Consider the following 18,235-nt stretch of genomic DNA (forward strand, 5'->3'; position numbering starts at 1 on the left):
TTACGGCGCGCGCCAGAGGATCAGATACCCTTCTGCACCTGCTGGTCCGCCGAGCACAGGTTGCACGGCATTGATCGTTATCAGGCTCCGTGGTTTCGTTTGATCCAGGTTCAACTTCGCCACGGTCAGCACCTGCCTGTCACGCACGGCAAGCGCACGCGCCGTGCTGCTCCCGCCCGATCGATCCGGTCCGGCGTAGGTCGTCCAGAGCAGACGCTGCTGGAAATCGGCGCTGATGACCGCCACATACCCCTCACCGATCTCATACGGACCCACGGCAATTCCGGCGATCCGCTGCTGGTCGCGGTTCTTCATGCAGCAGGCTGCGTCGCCCGCCAGAAACACCTGACCGCGCACGTCGGCAGCAATGGCGCGAATAGTGACCGAATTTCCCCGGTTGTCACTCACGCGGCGTGTCAGCAGCGCCTGTGCAAGGGTAAGCGAACCGTCCGCAGGGTTGAAGCGTCCAAACCACCCGATCTTGACGCTGCCAGTGTTGGTCGAGTCACTGTACGGATCGTGCCGGACCAGGCGCGCCCCCAAGGGGATCGACAGGTCCTGCGGGTCGCGCGAGAAGACCGACGCGCCAACGCCGCCATTGATCGATCCGGCGACGTACAGGTTGTCATCCATGCCAAGCGTCAGGCGCTCAATGCGGCTATCGGCGCCAAACCCGGGTGCGGCAGCGAAATCGTAGCTGCGCCAGCGCAGTGCCCCGTTGTAGGCGTATGCGCGCATCCACGGCAATTGCAGGTTGCTGCTGATCTGCGTATAGCCGCCGACGATTACCTGATCACGGGCTGAGTCGATCGCCAGATCATTAGCCGCTGTCCCATCCACGGTCCATGAGAAAATCAGCGCGCCATACACGTCGTACACAGAGACCGTCTTGTCGGTCAATGCAGCTGCGGTTCCATCCGCGCCAACGGCGCAGCGCGCAACATTCCCGGGCGATGCGCTCCAGACGACGGTTGCGGCATCAGCGCTCAGGCGTGCAATGCCACCGTCGCCACAGACGATCAGGTGACCGGCCGTGTTGATCTCCAGGTCACGCACGATGCTGCCGAACCGCAGAACTGACAGCACGCCGCTGCCGGCGGCGCTCAGGCGGACCACGGCGCCGCCAGTAGCGCCCGGCAGCGTGATCAGGTCCGCTCCGGGCGGCGAATAGCCGGGCAGCACGCCGGCGACGATCAGGGTTCCATCGGGGGCAATGCCGGCGCCATTCAGTTCATCAGCATCGGCGCCGCCAATGTATGTTGCAGTAATCGCAGGAAGATTCGTCAGCGGCGTTGTTGGCATCGTCACCAGCGGCAAATAGACAGAGAAGGAGGCGCTCTGCGATCCAACCGGCCGCCCTGCAATCGTTGCGCCGCCGGTCAGACCGAGAAACGCGCAGACAAGCGCCACGCATATCGTATGCCGCCTGCTATGTCGGAGACCGAACAGCGTGTTCATCTGTTGTACAATTCTCATACAATGCGCGGTCATGGGGGCGATGATGGTTTCTGATGCCAATGCGAGGCGCGAGGCAAGCGGGTTACCGAGCGATACTGGATTATTTTCTCAAAAACCATTATTGAGTCCACTGCACAGCGGTCATTGGTACGATACTGCCGGTATGCGCGGCGAGACGCCGGGGCGCTGCGGGCTGAAGCCCTCGCTGAGTACGTGCAAGCCCTGAAATTGCTGAAAGCCGATATTTCATAGTGGCGCTGCGGGCTGAAGCCCTCGCTGAGTACGTGCAAGCCCTGAAATTGCTGAAAGCCGATATTTCATAGTGGCGCTGCGGGCTGAAGCCCTCGCTGAGTACGTGCAAGCCCCGCTGGGGCTGCTGATGCCAATGCGCAGTCATGCGTTCGAGACATGCGATGCGCTTGGTTCTCAGTTCTCATACTCAATGGCGGTCCGTCATACAAGATGTTTGAGCGCCAGTTTGTGTGGAGCAATAAGCAACGTTCATCGGCAGTATTGCACGAATGACCGCTCATTAGTATCAGTTCTCGGTTCTCGGTTCTTGGTTCTCAGTTCTCCGAACCCGATGCAACGCCAGCAGATCGGAGAGAATCGCAAAGCCTGTGGCGACCCCGCCTGCTCCCGGGCCGATAATCGTTACATTGCCGAGAAGATCGGTGGAAAGCGTCAAGGCGTTGGTCGCACCATCGATGCCGGCCAGCGGATGTTCGACCATCAACCGCATTGGGCGCACCGCTGCTCGCGTGGTCGAACCGTCGCGCCAGACCCGCGCAATCAGTTTCCAGCGTTCGCCGGTCGCGGCGGCGGCGGCAACCATCTCGCGGGTGATGCCGGTAATCCCTTCACGCTCGACATCCGCTGGGGTCAGGCGCGCGTCCATCAGGACGTTCGCCAGGATAGCGGCTTTGCACGCAGCATCGTGTCCCTCCACATCACTGGTCGGGTCCGCCTCGGCATATCCCAGACGCTGCGCTTCCGCCAGGGCGCTGGCATAGTCCATGCCGCGCTCCATTCTGGTCAAAATGAAATTGGTTGTGCCGTTCACAATCCCGCGCACTTCCTGGATGTCGCACCCTGCCAGGTCGCTCCATCCCAGGCGCAACGCTGGCGTTCCCGCCATCACCGTAGCTTCGAAGCCGAGCATCACGCCGCGTTCTTCCGCAAGGCGGCGCAGTTCGGCGAAGTGGAGCGCAATTGGTCCCTTGTTAGCGGTGATGACGTGCATCCCTCGTCCAATTGCCGAACGGACATATGTCGTCGCCGGTTCGCCGGTTGTCATATCGGTCGGCGATGCTTCCACCAGCACGTCGGCGTCTACTGAAGCGATCATCTGATCCGTCTTCCAGGCGCACGCACCCGGCAATGCCCTGATTGCGTCCGGTGATGCAGCGCGCAACAACGCTGCGGCGTCGATTCCGTTCGGGTCGTACACGCACCAGCGCCGGGTGCAGGCGGCGACGATGCGTATATCGGCCCCGTAGCGATCAACGAAACGCCGGTGGTGCAACGACAGGATCTCGGCGAGACCGCGCCCGACGCTGCCAAATCCCACCAGGGCAAGGCGGTAGGTCGAAACTCCAGGGGTCATCGGTTTGTTCCTGACTATCGATTGCTAATGGCGCTGTCCACGTCGCAGAACGGCAGTGCCCGGTTGTTTGCGAGGTTCGACACGCCTTTGGGTGTTTGTATAACGCATCGCGTTACACAGTCAAGAAAAATCAACTCCGTTCATGCCTGATCAGGTGTATCATACCATATGATGAATGAGCGATCAGGAGTCGAGATGAAGACATCGACCGAGTCGAACCGCTTTGTCCGAGGACATGGTTCCGTAACTGTCACGACCCGCAAGGGGCGCACCGTGCGGATCAGGCACATCCGTCCGACCGACGCAGCATTGCTGGTTGATCTGTTTCACCATCTGTCGCCGGAGACGCGGCGTTTTCGCTTCTTTACCGCGCTGCCCGATCTGCCGGACGATATTCTATGGCGCGAAGCGCGGCGCTATGCGGATTTCAACGAACGGAAACAGGCGGCATTCATCGCCTTGGCGCGTGAGGGTGGAAAAGATTGCGCAATTGGCGTTGTGCGTCTGGTGCTCGATAAGAATGACCCCGACACTGCTGAGTTTGCGATTGTGCTGCGTGATGACTATCAGCGCGAGGGGTTGGGGACAATGATGCTTGACCTGCTCATTCAGCTGGCGCTGGTGCGTGGTATCAAGCGCCTGCGCGGCATCTCTCTGGCGGACAATGAGGGGATTCATCGACTTATCCAGAAATGCGGCTTCCCTGTTGAGAGCCATACGTCGCACGGCGAAACAACGCAGATCATCCATCTGGAGTGATGCTTTGATTCCCTGGAATGCCTGATCCTGCGCAAGGTCACATAGATGCAAAGATACCATCATCATTGCGGTGGGCGCTTTACAAGGTGCGCCCCTGTCTTCCCTGCGTTCTGCCTGCAACCTTACTCACATTCAACCTGCCACGTTGCATGTTCAACATCTCAAAGGACGATCATGCACCCCGGTGCACTGTCCGTGCGCCCCTACCCGCCACTATCAATACGCCTCGTGTCCTGCGCAACGGGGAACGTTTCCTCTCATGCGTGACCGCGCGCGGCGAGACGCGCCCCGTGCGGGCAGGTTTGAGACCTGCGCCTGCCGGCAACCGGCGACCCGTGCGTGGGCAGGGCTGAGACCTGCGCCTGTCGGCGACCTGTAACTTCCGGTTGTAATCTTTTTACCAGTTTGTTTGCGATTTCACGAAGGGTTGTGATATACTCAACAACGTCATTGCGCCTGAGAGAGATATTTCCCACAAGGAGCGCGGTTCAATGCTGGCGGATTATGCGTTTATTGGCGTGTTCTTCATCGGTGCGGTCATCTTTCCGCTCGTGCCGCTGGTGGCCGCGTATTTCCTTGGACCCAAACGCCCTACGCCGATCAAGCTCGACACGTATGAGTGTGGGCTGGAAGCGGTGGGCGACATTCGGGTGCAGTTCAAGATTCAGTACTATCTGTATGCACTGGCGTTCGTTATCTTCGATATCGAAGTGGTCTTTCTGTACCCATGGGCAGTCGCATATGGGCAGATTGGGCTGTTCGCGTTGATTGCAATGGCGATCTTTCTCGTCATTCTGGTCGGTGGTCTGGTGTACGAATGGAAGAAGGGTGCGCTCGAGTGGGTGTAGGTGAGGCGAGAGGCGAGAGGTGCGAGGCGAGAGGCGAGAGGCGAGAGGCGCGAGGCGCGCGACCATGGCGTAGCGCGAGATTTATCTCGCCTTTATGGCGCGGCGAGAGAGGCGCGAGACGCCCGACCATGGCGTAGCACGAGATGTATCTCGCCTTTATGGCGCGGCGAGAGAGGCGCGAGACGCCCGACCATGGCGTAGCGCGAGATGTATCTCGCCTTTATGGCGTCGCGCGAGATGTATCTCGCATTTATGGCGAGGCGGCGCGAGACGCCCGACCATGGCGTCGCGCGAGATGTATCTCGCCTTTATGGCGCGGCGAGAGAGGCGCGAGACGCCCGACCATGGCGTAGCGCGAGATGTATCTCGCCTTTATGGCGCGGCGAGAGAGGCGAGAGGGGTGAGGGGTTGCCAATGGAGAGACGTTGCATTGCAACGGCTCCGCGGGGCGGGAGGGAGATGAGCAATGTCTGATGATCGTGATATCCAGCTCGAAGCGGAAAAGCAGGGCGTCTTTTTGACGACCATGCAGCGATTTTATAACTGGGGGCGGCGTTCGTCAGTCTGGCCCCTATCGTTTGGGCTTGCATGCTGTGCCATTGAAATGATGGCGACCGGTCTGGCGCGCTTCGACCTGGCGCGCTTTGGGGCTGAGATGTTTCGGGCGTCGCCGCGTCAGGCAGACCTGATGATCGTCGCGGGGACGGTCACGAAGAAGATGGCGCCGCAGGTGGTGCGTCTCTACAATCAGATGCCCGAACCGCGCTATGTCATTTCGATGGGCGCCTGCGCGACATCCGGCGGCCCGTTCCGCGATGGGTACAATGTGTTGCGCGGCATTGATCTTCTGATCCCGGTTGATGTCTATATTCCCGGTTGCCCGCCGCGCCCCGAAGCTCTGCTCCACGCCTTGATGACATTGCAGAAGCAGATCGATGCGCAACGCCTGAACCGGGTGCGCTGGTATGGCAAACGCGAGGCGAAAGAGTATCCGGTGCCGGCATTTGGTAAACATGGGTTGGAGATCGATGGCAAACTGGTCGATCCGGTTGGCGGGTTGCCGCTTATCAGCCCATATACGTCGCCAACTCACGGCGAAATGCGCTCCGGCGAGATCGAACACCCGGAACTGGTGCGCCATTTCCCGATTATGGACGAAACGGTCGAACTGGAATCGCCCAACAAGGCGAAAGGTGTTGCGCCGGAGATTCGGCATAACGACCTGAAACGCCCTGCTGTCGAGGTGGATCATGCCCGTGATGAGCAGCGCTGAACTCAAAGAGCGGCTGGCGCGCGATCTACCCGGCGTTTTAATGCCGACACGCACCCGCACGCCAACGAGCAACGGGGGCGAAGCAGCGGCTGGCGATGGGAAGACGGCGCGTCCCAAGCGCGGCGAGCACGCGCCTGTCGACCTGTTGGCGACTGACGATGCGGTGGTGTATCCTGATCGTCTCCCAGAAGTGGCGCGCTATGTGCGTGATGTCCTTGGCTATCAGTTGCTCTCGAATATCACGGCGGTCGATTATCTCGTTGACGGCGTGATTGAGATGGTCTACCATTTCTTTCATCTCGATGGTGGTCCCGAACTGGTCATCAAAACCCGCGTGCCGCGCGACAATCCGGTTGTGCCGTCGTTGACCGATGAGTGGCCCGGGGCAAACCTCCAGGAACGTGAGGCGTTTGATCTGTTTGGGGTGGTCTTCCCCGGTCATCCGAACCTGACTCGAATTTATATGTGGGATGAGTTCGAGGGGTGGCCGATGCGCAAAGATTTTCCCAAGCAAGGTGATAAATACTTTGGCGAGAGTGAAGAGTGATGCATTGCGGGATGTGAACGATGCTGCAAACGCAGGAACTCCAGATCAATATCGGTCCGCAGCACCCATCGACGCACGGGGTCTTTCGGATGATCGTCACCGTTGATGGTGAGACGATCATCGATCTCAAGCCGGTCTTCGGGTATCTGCACCGCAATCACGAGCAACTGGCGGAAGTCTCGACGTATATTCAGTCGATGCCATACACCGACCGGCTCGATTATTTCAATTCGATGGCGAATAACCACGCGCTGGCGCTGGCAGTCGAGAAACTGGCCGGTATCAGTGTGCCGCAGCGTGCCGAGTATATTCGCGTGCTGATGGTCGAACTGACCCGCATTCTCAACCATGCCTCGGCGGTTGGCTTTCTGCTGAACGACATGGGCGCATGGCAGACGCCGTTGATGTTTGGGATGCGCGAGCGAGAGAAGATTCTTGACCTGTTCGAGATGGCGAGCGGCGCGCGGATGATGTGCAATTACTTCCGCTTCGGCGGCGTGTGGCGCGACCTTCCGCCGGAGTTTATTCCGCAACTCAAGGAGTTGATGCAAGGGTTGCCATCGTTCTTCGATGAGTTCGAGCGCCTGCTGCGAGAAAATGAAATCCTGCTGTCGCGCACGGTGAATGTTGGTATTTTGCCAAAAGAAGTTGCTGTTTCGTACAGCGTCACCGGCCCGGTGTTGCGCGCGTCGGGTATTCCGTATGATGTGCGCCGCGCTGAACCATATAGCGTGTACGGTGATCTTGACTTCGACATTCCGATCGGGTCGGTGGGGGATGTGTATGATCGTTTCCTGATCCGTATCGAGGAGATGCGTCAGAGTTATCGCATCCTGCAACAGGTGATCGAGCGCCTGCCCGATACCACTGGCGGACATATCAACCCGGCGATGGCGAACATCGGTAAACAGAAGGCGCTGCGCCCGCCGCCGGGTGATGCGTATGCGCGCATTGAGTCGCCTAAGGGGGAACTCGGCTTTTACCTGGTGAGCGATGGCAGTGAGCGACCGTATCGCTATAAGGTGCGCGCGCCGTCGTTTATCAACCTGACGCCCCTCGGCGATATGTGCCGTGGGCATAAGGTCGCCGATGTGGTGGTTATCCTCGGCAGTATCGATATTGTGATGGGTGAGGTGGATCGGTAGACGGCTGAATGGTGAATGTGGTCGTCTTCGTTTGAAACTCGCAGCCTGATAATGCGAAGGAATCCGACCGACCGGCATATCCATCGATCGAGATGCACCACGCATGTGCAAAATGCGACATGTCAGGCGTGTGACTGAACGCAGGGTAAAGGTGCAGCCTTGATGACGACTGAAATAGAACAAGAAACGTCGGAGACTCAGACGACGCGGGGTAAGGTCTATGTCATTGACCGTGGCCAAACGAAACTGCGCGCCGGTCAGGGCTTGTTGACGGGTCTCGATGTCGTCTTTCGTCACTTCCGCGATGCGCTGACGCGCAAACTGGAAAAACCAAGCCAGCAGACGGGCGTGTTCACCGTTCAGTATCCCGAAGAACGCCTGAAACTTCCAGAGGCGTTCCGCAACTTTCCGATCCTGCTCTATGATGACGAAACCGGCCAGGAATTGTGTACGTCGTGCTTTCAGTGCCAGCGTATTTGTCCGCCGCAGGTCATTCATATGACGCAGGCGCGCGACCCGTCAACCGGCAAGCCGGTTCCGGCGGTTGCTGAGTTTCTGATCGAGTACGATGCCTGCATGAGTTGCGGTCTGTGCGCTGAGGTCTGCCCGTTCGACGCCATCAAAATGGATCACGAGTTCGAATACTCGACGGATGTGCATGGCGGATTAACCATCAACAAGGCGGCGTTGAACCGTCCGATCTCGTACTACGAGAAGATCGCGCCGACGTTCTGGGCAGAGGTGAAGGACAGTGCACTGAAGAAGTTGCAGAGCAATGTGAAGCGCCGTCCTGACCTGATCGGCGTTGCGCCGCAGATGGTCGAGAAGATCAAGGCGAAACGCGCCGAAACTGCCGCTGCTCAGGCGCCTGCTCCTGTTTCTGCAACGCCTGATGCTGCGCCCGCCGATAAAGCCGCGCGCCTCGCGGCTGCGCGCGCGCGGGCCGCTGAAAAAGCCGCTGAAACAACCCCTGCTCCGGCAACCGATGCCGCACCGACCGACAAAGCCGCGCTCCTGGCAGCTATTCGCGCCGCGAACGCAGCGAAGAAGACGGAAACGGGCGCTGGCGAACCTGCTGCTCCGGCAACCGACGCTGCACCGACCGACAAAGCCGCGCGCCTGGCGGCTATTCGCGCCGCGAACGCAGCGAAGAAGACGGAAACGGGCGCTGGCGAACCTGCTGCTCCGGCAACCGACGCTGCACCGACCGACAAAGCCGCGCGCCTGGCGGCCATTCGCGCCGCGAACGCAGCGAAAAAAGCGGCTGAAGGCGCGCCCGCTGCTGGCGGCGCCGACGTTGCTCCGTCGCCTTCTGTGGTCGAACATGCGCCTGTCGCCGGGGGCGCTGATGTCTCATCTCCATCTCCTGCAACACAAGCCGCTGATCCGACAACCGACGCTGCGCCGCTCGCCGGCAGTATGCCGACCGATAAGGCGGCCCGCCTGGCAGCCATTCGCGCCGCGAATGCGGCAAAAAAAGCGGCGGCGCAAAATGACGGAAGTGAACAATAACAGGTGAGCGCCCTATGACGGACATCCTGCGATCATGGATTGGCAGCGCCCTGCCGGACTGGCTGATCGTCTTGATCGCCTATCTGCTGGTGACGGTTATTGTGCTGTTTTATGCCGTCGGGAACTTTATCGTGATGGTCTGGGCAGAACGGCGCGTAGTGGCTCGTATGCAGGATCGCCTCGGTCCCAACCGGGTCGGACCGGCTGGTTTGCTGCAACCAATTGCCGATGCGGTCAAGATGTTCACCAAGGAAGACATCGTTCCGCGCAGCGCTGATCGCTGGGTTCACCTGCTGGCGCCGATCGTTTCACTCGCGCCGGTGGCGATGATGCTCGCTGTGGTTCCGTGGGGTCGCGGCTGGGAACCGATCGATCTGAACGTCGCACTGCTCTACATGGTCGCGGTATCGGCAGTATCGGGCGTTGGGTTGATGATGGCGGGCTGGGGATCGAACAACAAATTCGCGCTCCTCGGTGCGATGCGCGCGGTGGCACAATTGGTCTCCTACGAAATCCCGGCAGTCACGGCGCTGCTGACGGTCGTCATTCTGGCCGGCGGCATGTCGCTGATGGAGTTGCCGTATCTCCAGGCAGGTGTGCCGGTGATGGGGGCGACTATTCTGTGTGGCGATCCGGCAGGCTGCTCGCCGCTGCTGTATACCACGATGACATCATTCCCCGGCTCAACGACTGAACCGGTGCAGGCGCTCGACCTCGGCTTGGGGTGGTGGGTGTTTACGCCGGTGGGATTGCTCGGCTTCATCGTCTTCTTTATTGCGGCGCTTGCGGAAGGTGAGCGCACGCCGTTTGACATTCCCGAGGCGGATTCGGAGATTGTCGCAGGCTATATGACCGAGTACAGCGGCATGAAGTTTGCGACGTTCTATATCGCGCAGTACATCCTCAACTTTGCGCTGTCGGCGCTCGCCGCCGTCGCTTTCCTTGGCGGTTGGCAGGGTCCGGGGGTCGCGGCGCTGGCGAATATGGGAGGTCCGTGGGTGCATGTCGCGGCGGCGCTCTCGGCGTTCTATCTGCTCGCCAAGATCTGGCTCCTGTTCTTCGTGATGATCTGGTTGCGCGGCGCCTTCCCACGGCTGCGCGTCGATCAGTTGATGGATTTTGCCTGGAAACTGCTGCTGCCGCTCGTGTTGGTCAATATTGTGTCTGCTTCGTTGATGGTAGGGCTGACCCAGTGGACGAGCGCACAGTGGGGCGGATTGATCAGCCTGGACGGAGTTTCGCCCTGGCAACGTCAGTTGATCGCCATTCTGGTGACGGCGATCATTAATATTGCTGCTGCGTACTGGATCCTCTCGATCAATCAGCGCCCGGCAGAGGTGGAATGGGATGAGGAAGGGATTGTCGCTCCCTGATGCACGACGGCGTTATTGGTGCTTTGTATGAATACGCTGATTACGGTTCTTTTTCTGATCTTTGCCGCGCTCATCCTGGCGTCTGCGATCTTGACCGTTACGGTGAAGAATATTGTGCATGCGGCGCTCTGGCTGATTTCGTCGTTTTTCGGGGTCGGCGCGCTCTATCTGTTGATGGAGGCGGAGTTTCTCGGCGTGGCGCAGGTGCTGATCTACGTCGGTGCGCTGTCGATCCTGATCCTGTTCGCCATTATGCTGACGCGCGATCTGGAAGGAAGCCAGAATCGGCAACTGACGCCGCGCTGGTGGATTGCGTTGATTGTGCCGGCGGCGCTGTTTGGCCTTCTGATTGTGCCGACGGTCATGACCCATGCCTGGCAACTCCCGCCGCCGCCGCCAACCGGTCAACCGCCGGCTATCTCGGGTGCGCAGCAAATTGGTACGGCATTTATGCGTGAGTATCTCCTGTCGTTTGAAGTGGCGGCGATCTTGCTGACGGTGGCGATGATCGGTGCTATCGTCATCGCTTTCGAGGAACGCGAACGCCGGCGCCGTGTGCTGACCCTGGCGGAGCAGGTGCGCCTGCGCCAGCAGCAACGGCAACAACCGCAACCTGCGCCGCGCCCCGAACCGGCTGCGACGGCTATCCAGGCGTCGGAAGCGACTGGCGGTGAGACGTGACGATCACGGTATTGGTTCGTTCTGCTCTTCTGTGGTTCTGCATCGAGGCGTGTTATGCCGTCAATGACTGAAGCGGTTCCGCTTTCCTGGGTGCTTACACTGGCCGGTGCGCTGTTCTGCGTTGGGTTGTTCGGCGCGCTCTCGAGGCGCAATACCGTCGGCATTCTGCTTGGTATCGAATTGATGCTCAATGCCGTCAATATCAATCTGGTCGCGTTCTGGCGCTACCTGGAGCCGAATGTTGTCGCCGGGCAAACCTTCGCGCTGTTCGTCATTACGGTGGCTGCGGCAGAAGCCGCGATTGGTCTGGCGATGATCATTGCGATCTATCGCGCGCGCCAGACGGTCAATGCCGATGAAGTCGATAGTTTGCGCGGGTAAGATGGGAGCACGCCTCAGAAGTTCCCGGTTCTGCGCAGGAGCAGCGTGGCGGGAGCAGGCGCACGGGTCGCCACGGATTGGGACGGACGGGAAGCGCCGTTGTTTCCGGTTCTGCGCAGGCGCGCGGTGAGCAAGAGAACACGGGTCGCCACGGATTGGGACGGATGGGAAGCGCCGTTGTTTCCGGTTCTGCGCAGGCGCGCGGTGAGCAAGAGAACACGGGTCGCTACGGATTGGGACGGATGGGAAGCGCCGTTGTTTCCGGTTCTGCGCAGGCGCGTGGCGGGAGCAGGCGCGCGGATAGACACGGGTCGGGACGGATGCGGGCGGACGGGAAGCGCCGTTGTTTCCGGTTCTGCGCAGGCGCGTGGCGGGAGCGGGCGCACGGGTCGCCACGGATTGGGACGGATGCGGGCGGACGGGAAGCGCCGTTGTTTCCGGTTCTGCGCAGGCGCGTGGTGAGCAAGAGAACACGGGTCGCCACGGATTGGGACGGATGCGGGCGGACGGGAAGCGCCGTTGTTTCCGGTTCTGCGCAGGCGCGTGGCGGGAGCGGGCGCACGGGTCGCCACGGATTGGGACGGATGCGGGCGGACGGGAAGCGCCGTTGTTTCCGGTTCTGCGCAGGCGCGTGGTGGGAGCGGGCGCACGGGTCGCCACGGATTGGGACGGATGGGAAGCGCCGTTGTTTCCGGTTCTGCGCAGGCGCGTGGCGGGAGCGGGCGCACGGGTCGCCACGGATTGGGACGGATGCAGGCGGATGGGACTCACGGGAGTTCTCAGTTCTCGGTTCTCAATACGGAACAGAGGGGCAGTATATGGGTTGGTTCCTCCAGAACGCCTGGCTGATCCCGCTACTGCCGCTGATCGGGTTCGTCGTCATTACTCTGACGCCGATCCAGCGCAACAGGAACGCGAGCGCCTGGCTGGCAACGCTGTTGATGGTCGGTGCAACGATCATTGCACTCGGCACAACTGTCGAAGTCGCCGGTGGCGTGAAGATCGCGGCGGACGGCGCGGTTGCCGCGCACACGGAAGAGGGGCATGCCATTGAACCCGCTGCCGACAAAGGCGCCGGGCACGGATTCGAGTGGCGTGATCCGAATATTGTCCGCACCATTCGTTGGGCGCCGGCTGGCGGCGACGTGTCCTTCACGATGGGGTATATCATCGACCCGGCAGTAGCGGCGATGCTGGTGATGGTCACGATCACCGCCACCTGCATTCATCTGTTCTCGGTCGGCTACATGGCGCACGATCCGCGCCAGGCGCGCTTCTTCTCGTTCATCTCGCTCTTTACTGCCGCGATGCTGGCGATGGTCATGGCGAGCAACCTGCTCCTCTTCTTTATGGCGTGGGAGATTATGGGTCTGTGCTCATACCTGTTGATCGGCTTCTGGTACGATAAGAATTACGCCGACCCAAACCAGATCACCCCGCGCCAGGCGGCGATCAAGGCGTTTATCACCACACGCATCGGTGATGTGCTCTTCATGATTGGTCTGGCATGGCTATGGACTGAAGCCGGAACCCTCGAACTCGGCACAGGACCAGGGCAGGTGTTCAATCCCGCACTGCTCGAACGCCTGGCGGCAACGACAACCGGCATCGGGATCAGCGCCGCCACCGGCATTGCGCTGTTGATCTTCAGCGGCACGATCGGGAAATCGGCGCAGTTCCCGCTCCACGTCTGGCTCCCCGATGCGATGGAGGGTCCGACGCCGGTTTCCGCCCTCATCCACGCTGCCACGATGGTGTCGGCGGGTGTGTTCCTGACGGCGCGCACCTTCCCGATCTTCCAGGTCGGCGATGCCCTGCCGGTGGTGGCGACGATTGGCGCGTTTACGGCGCTCTTCGCCGCGCTGATCGCCGTCGGGCAGTTCGATATCAAGCGCATTCTGGCGTATTCAACCCTCTCGCAGTTGGGGTTCATGGTTGCGGCGCTTGGCATTGGCGGATGGGTGGCGGCGATGTTCCACCTGCTCACTCACGCCTTCTTCAAGGCGCTGCTGTTCCTCGGCTCCGGCTCGGTCATCCACGGCATGGAGGCGACGGTCGGGCATGACTCGAACACCGCTCAGGACATTCGTAACATGGGCGGGTTGCGCCGCTTTATGCCGGTGACGTTCCTGGCGTACATGGCGGGCTTCCTGGCGCTCGTCGGATTCCCTGGTTTTGCCGGGTTTTGGAGCAAGGACGAAATCCTGGCTGATGCGTTCCGCGCCAATACGCTGGTGTGGGGTGTGCTCAGTCTGGCGTCGCTGCTGACGGCGTTCTATATGACGCGCCAGATCATGGTGGTGTTCTTTGGAACCTTCCGCGGGCATCATCCGCGGCAGCAGCCGTATGCTTTTGTGTCGCACGACGATCATCGCCACGAGGCGCACGATCCGCACGAAAGCCCCTGGACGATGACTGCGCCGCTGGTCATTCTGGCGCTGTTCGCAGTGTTTGCCGGCGTGGTTAACCTGCCGTTCGATGGCTTCCATCACCTGGCGGATTTCTTCGGGCAGGAAGCCGGAAAACTGAACCTGCTGGTGATGGGGATTTCCGGCGCGATTGCCATCGGTGGCATCGTTCTGGGATGGTTGGTGTACCGCAATGCGTTCGTATCTTCCGCTGAGGAAGCCGACCCGCTGGAACGGATGATGCCCGGCGTTTTCACCGTGCTCAACCGCAAGTTCTATGTTGATGAACTGTACGCTGCGACGGTCGGCGCCGCCGCCGCCGTGCTGACACGCATCTGGACCTGGCTCGACGAGCAGGTGATCGACCGTGTGGTGATCGAAACCGGGCGCTTTACCCGGTTCCTGGGACAGGTCAATTTCATTTTGGACGATGCGCTGCTGAACGATGGCGCCGACCTGATGGCAACCGGCACGCAGGTTGCCGGTGATCGCACCCGCCGCACAACGACCGGTAAGGTGCAGGATTATGTGGCGCTGGCGTTCGCCGGGGCGGTCGTGCTCGGCGTCCTGTACCTGTACCTGGTGCGTTGAGCGTGGAATGCGGGGAAGATTCGTGTACACAGGCACAGAGGCGCAAAGAACCTGTCAAAACCTGAGGGGGTTCTACCAATGACCTGTGACCATCCGGCATGGTCACCCCGAGCAGCGCGAGGGGTCGTGCGCGCCCCGCTCAGATTCCGCGCTGCGTTTACCCTGAGTGAAGCGAAGGGCTCGGAATGACCAGCATGCGGCATCTTCAATCGTCATTGGTATTCGGGGGTTGCCCCCAAAAGAAAAAATCGGCGGCGGATATGGTTGTGACAGGCGCCGGTGCACGGCGTTCCGCCGACCCAAGAGACCTTTCGCACGGGCAGGCGCCCGTGCTTCCAGGAGAAGCGTAAGCAGTTACGGGCAGAGAAGACACCTATGGTGAACTTATGACCTACCTGGCATATGCCTCAACACCCTGGCTCACATTGCTGATCCTGTCGCCGCTGATCGGGCTGGCGCTGACCGGGCTGGCAGGTGCGCTGCGGCTCGACGACCGGACGGTGAAGATCGGCGCTACGGCGTGGTCGACCATTCCCCTGGCGCTGGCGATTGTCGTCTGGGTGGGGTTCGACCCGAATGCGACTGCCGATGGACAGGGGGTTGTGCAGTTCGTCGAGAAGATTCCGTGGGTGCAGGCGATCCGGGTTGATTATTTCGTCGGAGTGGACGGAATCAGTATGCCGCTGGTCATTCTCACGGCGGCGATGGCGCCGGTGGCAATGCTGGCATCGTTTGGCATCACTGGGCGGGTGAAACTGTACATTGCGCTCATGTTTCTGCTGGAAGCGGCGATGCTGGGATATTTCCTGGCGCTCAATTTCTTCTTTTTCTTTATCTTCTGGGAGTTCAGCCTCGTGCCAGCGTATTTCCTCATCCAGGGATGGGGTCGTCGTCATGGCGCCGATGCCGATCCTGAGCAACGCCGCCGTGATGCTGCGCTCAAGTTCTTCGTCTACACGATGGCCGGGTCGATCGGTATGCTGCTGCTCTTCCAGTTTTTCTATGTTGCCACGGCTGCGGCCGGCATCCCGACGTTCGACCTGATCACACTGGCGCGTCTGGGACAGGGGCTGACCGTCGAACGCGCGGCGCTCGATCCGGTGAATTTGACGTTGCGCGAGATCATCTTCAACTATGTCGAGCAACTGGGGATTGCCGCTGTACTTGGGCGCTACCCGCTGCTCTATACATCGATTGCGTTCTGGGCGATCTTCATCGCATTTGCGATTAAGCTTGGCATCTGGCCCTTCCACACCTGGCTGCCCGACGCCTATAGCGAAGCGCCGACGGCAGCATCCATCCTGCTGGCGGCGGTGATGTCGAAAATGGGCGCTTACGGCATGCTGCGCCTGATGCTGCCCTTCGTTCCCGACGCAGCGCAGTACTTTGGTCCGGCAATCGGTGCGCTGGCGCTGATCGGTGTGGTGGCAGGCGCCTTCGGCGCGCTCGGTCAGGTCGGTGGCGATCTGAAACGCCTGATCGCCTATACCTCGATCAACCACATGGGGTATGTCGGTCTGGCGATTGCAGCGGCGGCGACCGTCGGGTCGGCGGATAGCGCCACCCGAGCGACGGCGATCAATGGCGCGCTGTTTCAGATGGTGGCGCACGGTCTTTCGACCGGTGCGCTCTTCTTGCTGGCGGGCATGCTCGCTGAACGCTGCGGTTCCGACGAGATGGGGACGCTTGCCGGTTTGCGCACCACGATGCCGGTTTTCGCCGGAGCGATGGGGGTGGCGACGTTCGCCAATCTGGGGTTGCCCGGTCTTGCCGGGTTCGTCGGCGAATTCTTCATCTTCCGTGGTGTATGGGCGTCGTTGCCCCTTTTTGCGCTCCTGGCGACGATCGGGCTGGTCGTGACAGCGCTGGCGCTGTTGCGCATGTATGGGCAGCTATTCCACGGCAAAACCAATGAGCGTAGCGCCATGCCTGATATGCGCCTCGCCGGGCGCGAGTTTCTGGCGGTTGCGCCGCTGCTGATTGCACTCCTGATTCTGGGCGTGTACCCAGCGCCCATTATGGACCTGTCGAACCGGACGGCGACCGCACTGGTGGAAGTGTTCACCCGGGTTGTGGGAGGAGCATAGTCATTCTATGAACCTGATCGATCTGCCGGCCAATGTGCCGTGGCTCAGCCTGATATGGCTTAGCCTGGTGATCCCGACACTTATCATTGCGCTGCTGAAACCGGAGCAGAAGCAGGAGATTCGCATCGTCGGCGCGGTTTTCGCGTTTATCTCGCTGGCGCTGACGCTGCTGGTCTATCTTGCGTATGACTACCGCAGCCCGGAAAAGTTTCAGTTTCTCGAAGAAACCCCCTGGCTACCGGAACTCGGCATCAACTACATTCTCGGCGTCGATGGGATCAGCCTGCCAATGCTGCTGCTCAATGGACTGGTTATTTTTACCGGCGCGCTGATCAGTTGGAATATCGAGGAACGAACACGCGAGTATTGGGCGTTACTGCTGCTGCTGGCTGCAGGAGTGTACGGCGTCTTCGTGTCGCTCGACCTCTTCCTGCTCTTCATTTTCTACGAACTGGCGGTGCTGCCGATGTACCTGCTGATCGGCATCTGGGGGAGCACGCGCAAAGAGTATGGTGCGATGAAACTGACGCTCTATCTGATGGGCGGGTCGGCATTTATCATTCTGGGGATGGTCGCTGTCTACTTCAGTGGCACGCTGCGCACCTTCGACATGCGCCTGCTGGCGCAATCGGCGTTGTTCACCCGCGATGTGCAGATTATTTTCTTCGTACCGCTCTTCCTGGGCTTCGCAGTGCTGGCGGGCATGTTTCCGTTCCATACCTGGTCGCCAACCGGTCACGTCGCTGCGCCAACGGCCGTTTCGATGCTCCATGCGGGCGTATTGATGAAACTGGGGGCGTATGGCTGTCTGCGTGTGGCGATGTGGATCTTTCCCGAAGGCGCCAATTACTGGTTACTGCCGATTGCCATCGCTACACTGATCAATGCAGTCTATGGCGCGACCATTGCGATGACGCAGCGCGATTTCAAGTTCATGATCGGGTATTCGTCCGTCAGCCACATGGGATTGACGCTCATGGGTCTGGCGGCGGCCAACACGATTGGTATGACCGGCGCGGTGCTTCAGATGTTCGCGCACGGCGTGATGACGGCGCTGTTCTTCGCGGTTGTTGGGCGAATGGTGTACGACCGGACGCACACCCGGCAGTTTCCTGAACTCGGGGGATTGTTCGCCGTCATGCCATTTGCAGCGATTGTCTTCATCATCGCCGGGCTTTCATCGATGGGTATGCCGGGGCTGGCAGGATTTTGGGCGGAGTTCAACATTTTTATGGGCATGTGGCAACGCTTTCCGCTGATCGCAGTGCTGGCAGGCATTTCGATTCCAATCACGGCGGGGTATATTCTGATTGCCGTGTACCGGGTGTTCTTTGGCGAACTGAAAAACCCCGAATTTCGCACCCTCCCCAAATTAACGGCCCAAGAGTATGCAGCCGGCGTTATTCTGGTCGTGGTGTTGATCATCAGCGGCATCTACCCGGCGTACCTGACCGAGCCGATCGAGGCGAGCGTGCAGCCAATCGCCGAGGCGCTGGCGCGCGCCGGAACATTGGGGATGCGGTAGGGGCGCGCCTCAGGCGCGCCCAACGGGGGGCGCGCCCGACG

At 60.3% G+C, this 18,235-nt stretch carries 14 protein-coding genes; 12 read left to right on the plus strand and 2 right to left on the minus strand.

The window, feature by feature from the left end:
* Together RCAS_RS10720 and RCAS_RS10725 are read right to left on the minus strand one after the other, a co-directional pair.
* Complete coding sequence (locus RCAS_RS10720) at nt 1-1,410, minus strand: hypothetical protein (RefSeq protein WP_041330607.1); 1,410 nt, start codon at nt 1,408-1,410, stop codon at nt 1-3.
* Between the two features lie 586 nt (nt 1,411-1,996).
* Nucleotides 1,997-3,064, minus strand: a complete 1,068-nt coding sequence (locus RCAS_RS10725; protein ID WP_012120596.1) for a homoserine dehydrogenase — start codon at nt 3,062-3,064, stop codon at nt 1,997-1,999.
* Nucleotides 3,065-3,259: 195 nt separating this feature from the next.
* On the opposite strand from RCAS_RS10725, the gene RCAS_RS10730 reads away from it, so the two are divergent.
* The 12 genes from RCAS_RS10730 to RCAS_RS10785 all read left to right on the plus strand — a co-directional run bounded on the left by RCAS_RS10730 (nt 3,260) and on the right by RCAS_RS10785 (nt 18,194).
* Entirely contained in the window at nt 3,260-3,823 is a 564-nt protein-coding gene (locus tag RCAS_RS10730; RefSeq protein WP_012120597.1) for a GNAT family N-acetyltransferase, read from the plus strand.
* 491 nt (nt 3,824-4,314) lie between these two features.
* Nucleotides 4,315-4,671, plus strand: a complete 357-nt coding sequence (locus tag RCAS_RS10735) for an NADH-quinone oxidoreductase subunit A (RefSeq protein ID WP_012120598.1) — start codon at nt 4,315-4,317, stop codon at nt 4,669-4,671.
* Between the two features lie 466 nt (nt 4,672-5,137).
* On the plus strand, nt 5,138-5,944 hold the full coding sequence (locus tag RCAS_RS10740) for an NADH-quinone oxidoreductase subunit B (RefSeq protein ID WP_012120599.1): 807 nt from the start codon (nt 5,138-5,140) through the stop codon (nt 5,942-5,944).
* Nucleotides 5,931-6,491, plus strand: coding sequence for an NADH-quinone oxidoreductase subunit C (locus tag RCAS_RS10745; protein ID WP_232280226.1), 561 nt, complete (start codon nt 5,931-5,933; stop codon nt 6,489-6,491). The genes RCAS_RS10740 and RCAS_RS10745 overlap by 14 nt, the downstream gene beginning before the upstream one ends.
* Nucleotides 6,492-6,511: 20 nt before the next feature.
* Nucleotides 6,512-7,636, plus strand: a complete 1,125-nt coding sequence (locus RCAS_RS10750) for an NADH-quinone oxidoreductase subunit D (protein WP_012120601.1) — start codon at nt 6,512-6,514, stop codon at nt 7,634-7,636.
* 162 nt (nt 7,637-7,798) lie between these two features.
* Nucleotides 7,799-9,148 (plus strand): 4Fe-4S dicluster domain-containing protein, encoded by a 1,350-nt coding sequence (locus tag RCAS_RS10755; protein WP_012120602.1) that lies wholly within the window; start codon nt 7,799-7,801, stop codon nt 9,146-9,148.
* Nucleotides 9,149-9,162: 14 nt separating this feature from the next.
* The gene (locus RCAS_RS10760) at nt 9,163-10,521 is read left to right on the plus strand and encodes a complex I subunit 1/NuoH family protein (protein WP_012120603.1); all 1,359 of its coding nucleotides are present in this window, start codon (nt 9,163-9,165) and stop codon (nt 10,519-10,521) included.
* Between the two features lie 27 nt (nt 10,522-10,548).
* Complete coding sequence (locus RCAS_RS10765) at nt 10,549-11,202, plus strand: NADH-quinone oxidoreductase subunit J family protein (protein ID WP_012120604.1); 654 nt, start codon at nt 10,549-10,551, stop codon at nt 11,200-11,202.
* A 54-nt stretch (nt 11,203-11,256) separates the two neighbouring features.
* Nucleotides 11,257-11,583 carry an NADH-quinone oxidoreductase subunit NuoK gene (gene nuoK, locus RCAS_RS10770; RefSeq protein WP_012120605.1) on the plus strand — a complete coding sequence of 109 codons (327 nt, stop codon included), beginning with the start codon at nt 11,257-11,259 and terminating at the stop codon, nt 11,581-11,583.
* A gap of 818 nt (nt 11,584-12,401) precedes the next feature.
* Complete coding sequence (gene nuoL, locus RCAS_RS10775) at nt 12,402-14,582, plus strand: NADH-quinone oxidoreductase subunit L (protein ID WP_012120606.1); 2,181 nt, start codon at nt 12,402-12,404, stop codon at nt 14,580-14,582.
* A 386-nt stretch (nt 14,583-14,968) separates the two neighbouring features.
* The gene (locus RCAS_RS10780; RefSeq protein WP_012120607.1) at nt 14,969-16,669 is read left to right on the plus strand and encodes a complex I subunit 4 family protein; all 1,701 of its coding nucleotides are present in this window, start codon (nt 14,969-14,971) and stop codon (nt 16,667-16,669) included.
* Nucleotides 16,670-16,676: 7 nt separating this feature from the next.
* Entirely contained in the window at nt 16,677-18,194 is a 1,518-nt protein-coding gene (locus RCAS_RS10785; protein ID WP_012120608.1) for a complex I subunit 4 family protein, read from the plus strand.
* Nucleotides 18,195-18,235 lie beyond the last annotated feature (41 nt).

Source organism: Roseiflexus castenholzii DSM 13941 (assembly GCF_000017805.1).
Classification (GTDB): Bacteria; Chloroflexota; Chloroflexia; order Chloroflexales; family Roseiflexaceae; genus Roseiflexus; species Roseiflexus castenholzii.

Bases quoted from the DNA above. Each gene is read 5' to 3' on its own strand.
- RCAS_RS10745 (WP_232280226.1), top strand. From the start codon at position 5,931: ATGAGCAGCGCTGAACTCAAAGAGCGGCTGGCGCGCGATCTACCCGGC.
- RCAS_RS10765 (WP_012120604.1), top strand. From the start codon at position 10,549: ATGAATACGCTGATTACGGTTCTTTTTCTGATCTTTGCCGCGCTCATC.
- RCAS_RS10755 (WP_012120602.1), top strand. From the start codon at position 7,799: ATGACGACTGAAATAGAACAAGAAACGTCGGAGACTCAGACGACGCGG.
- RCAS_RS10735 (WP_012120598.1), top strand. From the start codon at position 4,315: ATGCTGGCGGATTATGCGTTTATTGGCGTGTTCTTCATCGGTGCGGTC.
- RCAS_RS10750 (WP_012120601.1), top strand. From the start codon at position 6,512: ATGCTGCAAACGCAGGAACTCCAGATCAATATCGGTCCGCAGCACCCA.
- RCAS_RS10785 (WP_012120608.1), top strand. From the start codon at position 16,677: ATGAACCTGATCGATCTGCCGGCCAATGTGCCGTGGCTCAGCCTGATA.
- RCAS_RS10730 (WP_012120597.1), top strand. From the start codon at position 3,260: ATGAAGACATCGACCGAGTCGAACCGCTTTGTCCGAGGACATGGTTCC.
- RCAS_RS10760 (WP_012120603.1), top strand. From the start codon at position 9,163: ATGACGGACATCCTGCGATCATGGATTGGCAGCGCCCTGCCGGACTGG.
- nuoK (WP_012120605.1), top strand. From the start codon at position 11,257: ATGCCGTCAATGACTGAAGCGGTTCCGCTTTCCTGGGTGCTTACACTG.
- RCAS_RS10740 (WP_012120599.1), top strand. From the start codon at position 5,138: ATGTCTGATGATCGTGATATCCAGCTCGAAGCGGAAAAGCAGGGCGTC.
- RCAS_RS10725 (WP_012120596.1), bottom strand. From the start codon at position 3,064: ATGACCCCTGGAGTTTCGACCTACCGCCTTGCCCTGGTGGGATTTGGC.
- RCAS_RS10780 (WP_012120607.1), top strand. From the start codon at position 14,969: ATGACCTACCTGGCATATGCCTCAACACCCTGGCTCACATTGCTGATC.
- nuoL (WP_012120606.1), top strand. From the start codon at position 12,402: ATGGGTTGGTTCCTCCAGAACGCCTGGCTGATCCCGCTACTGCCGCTG.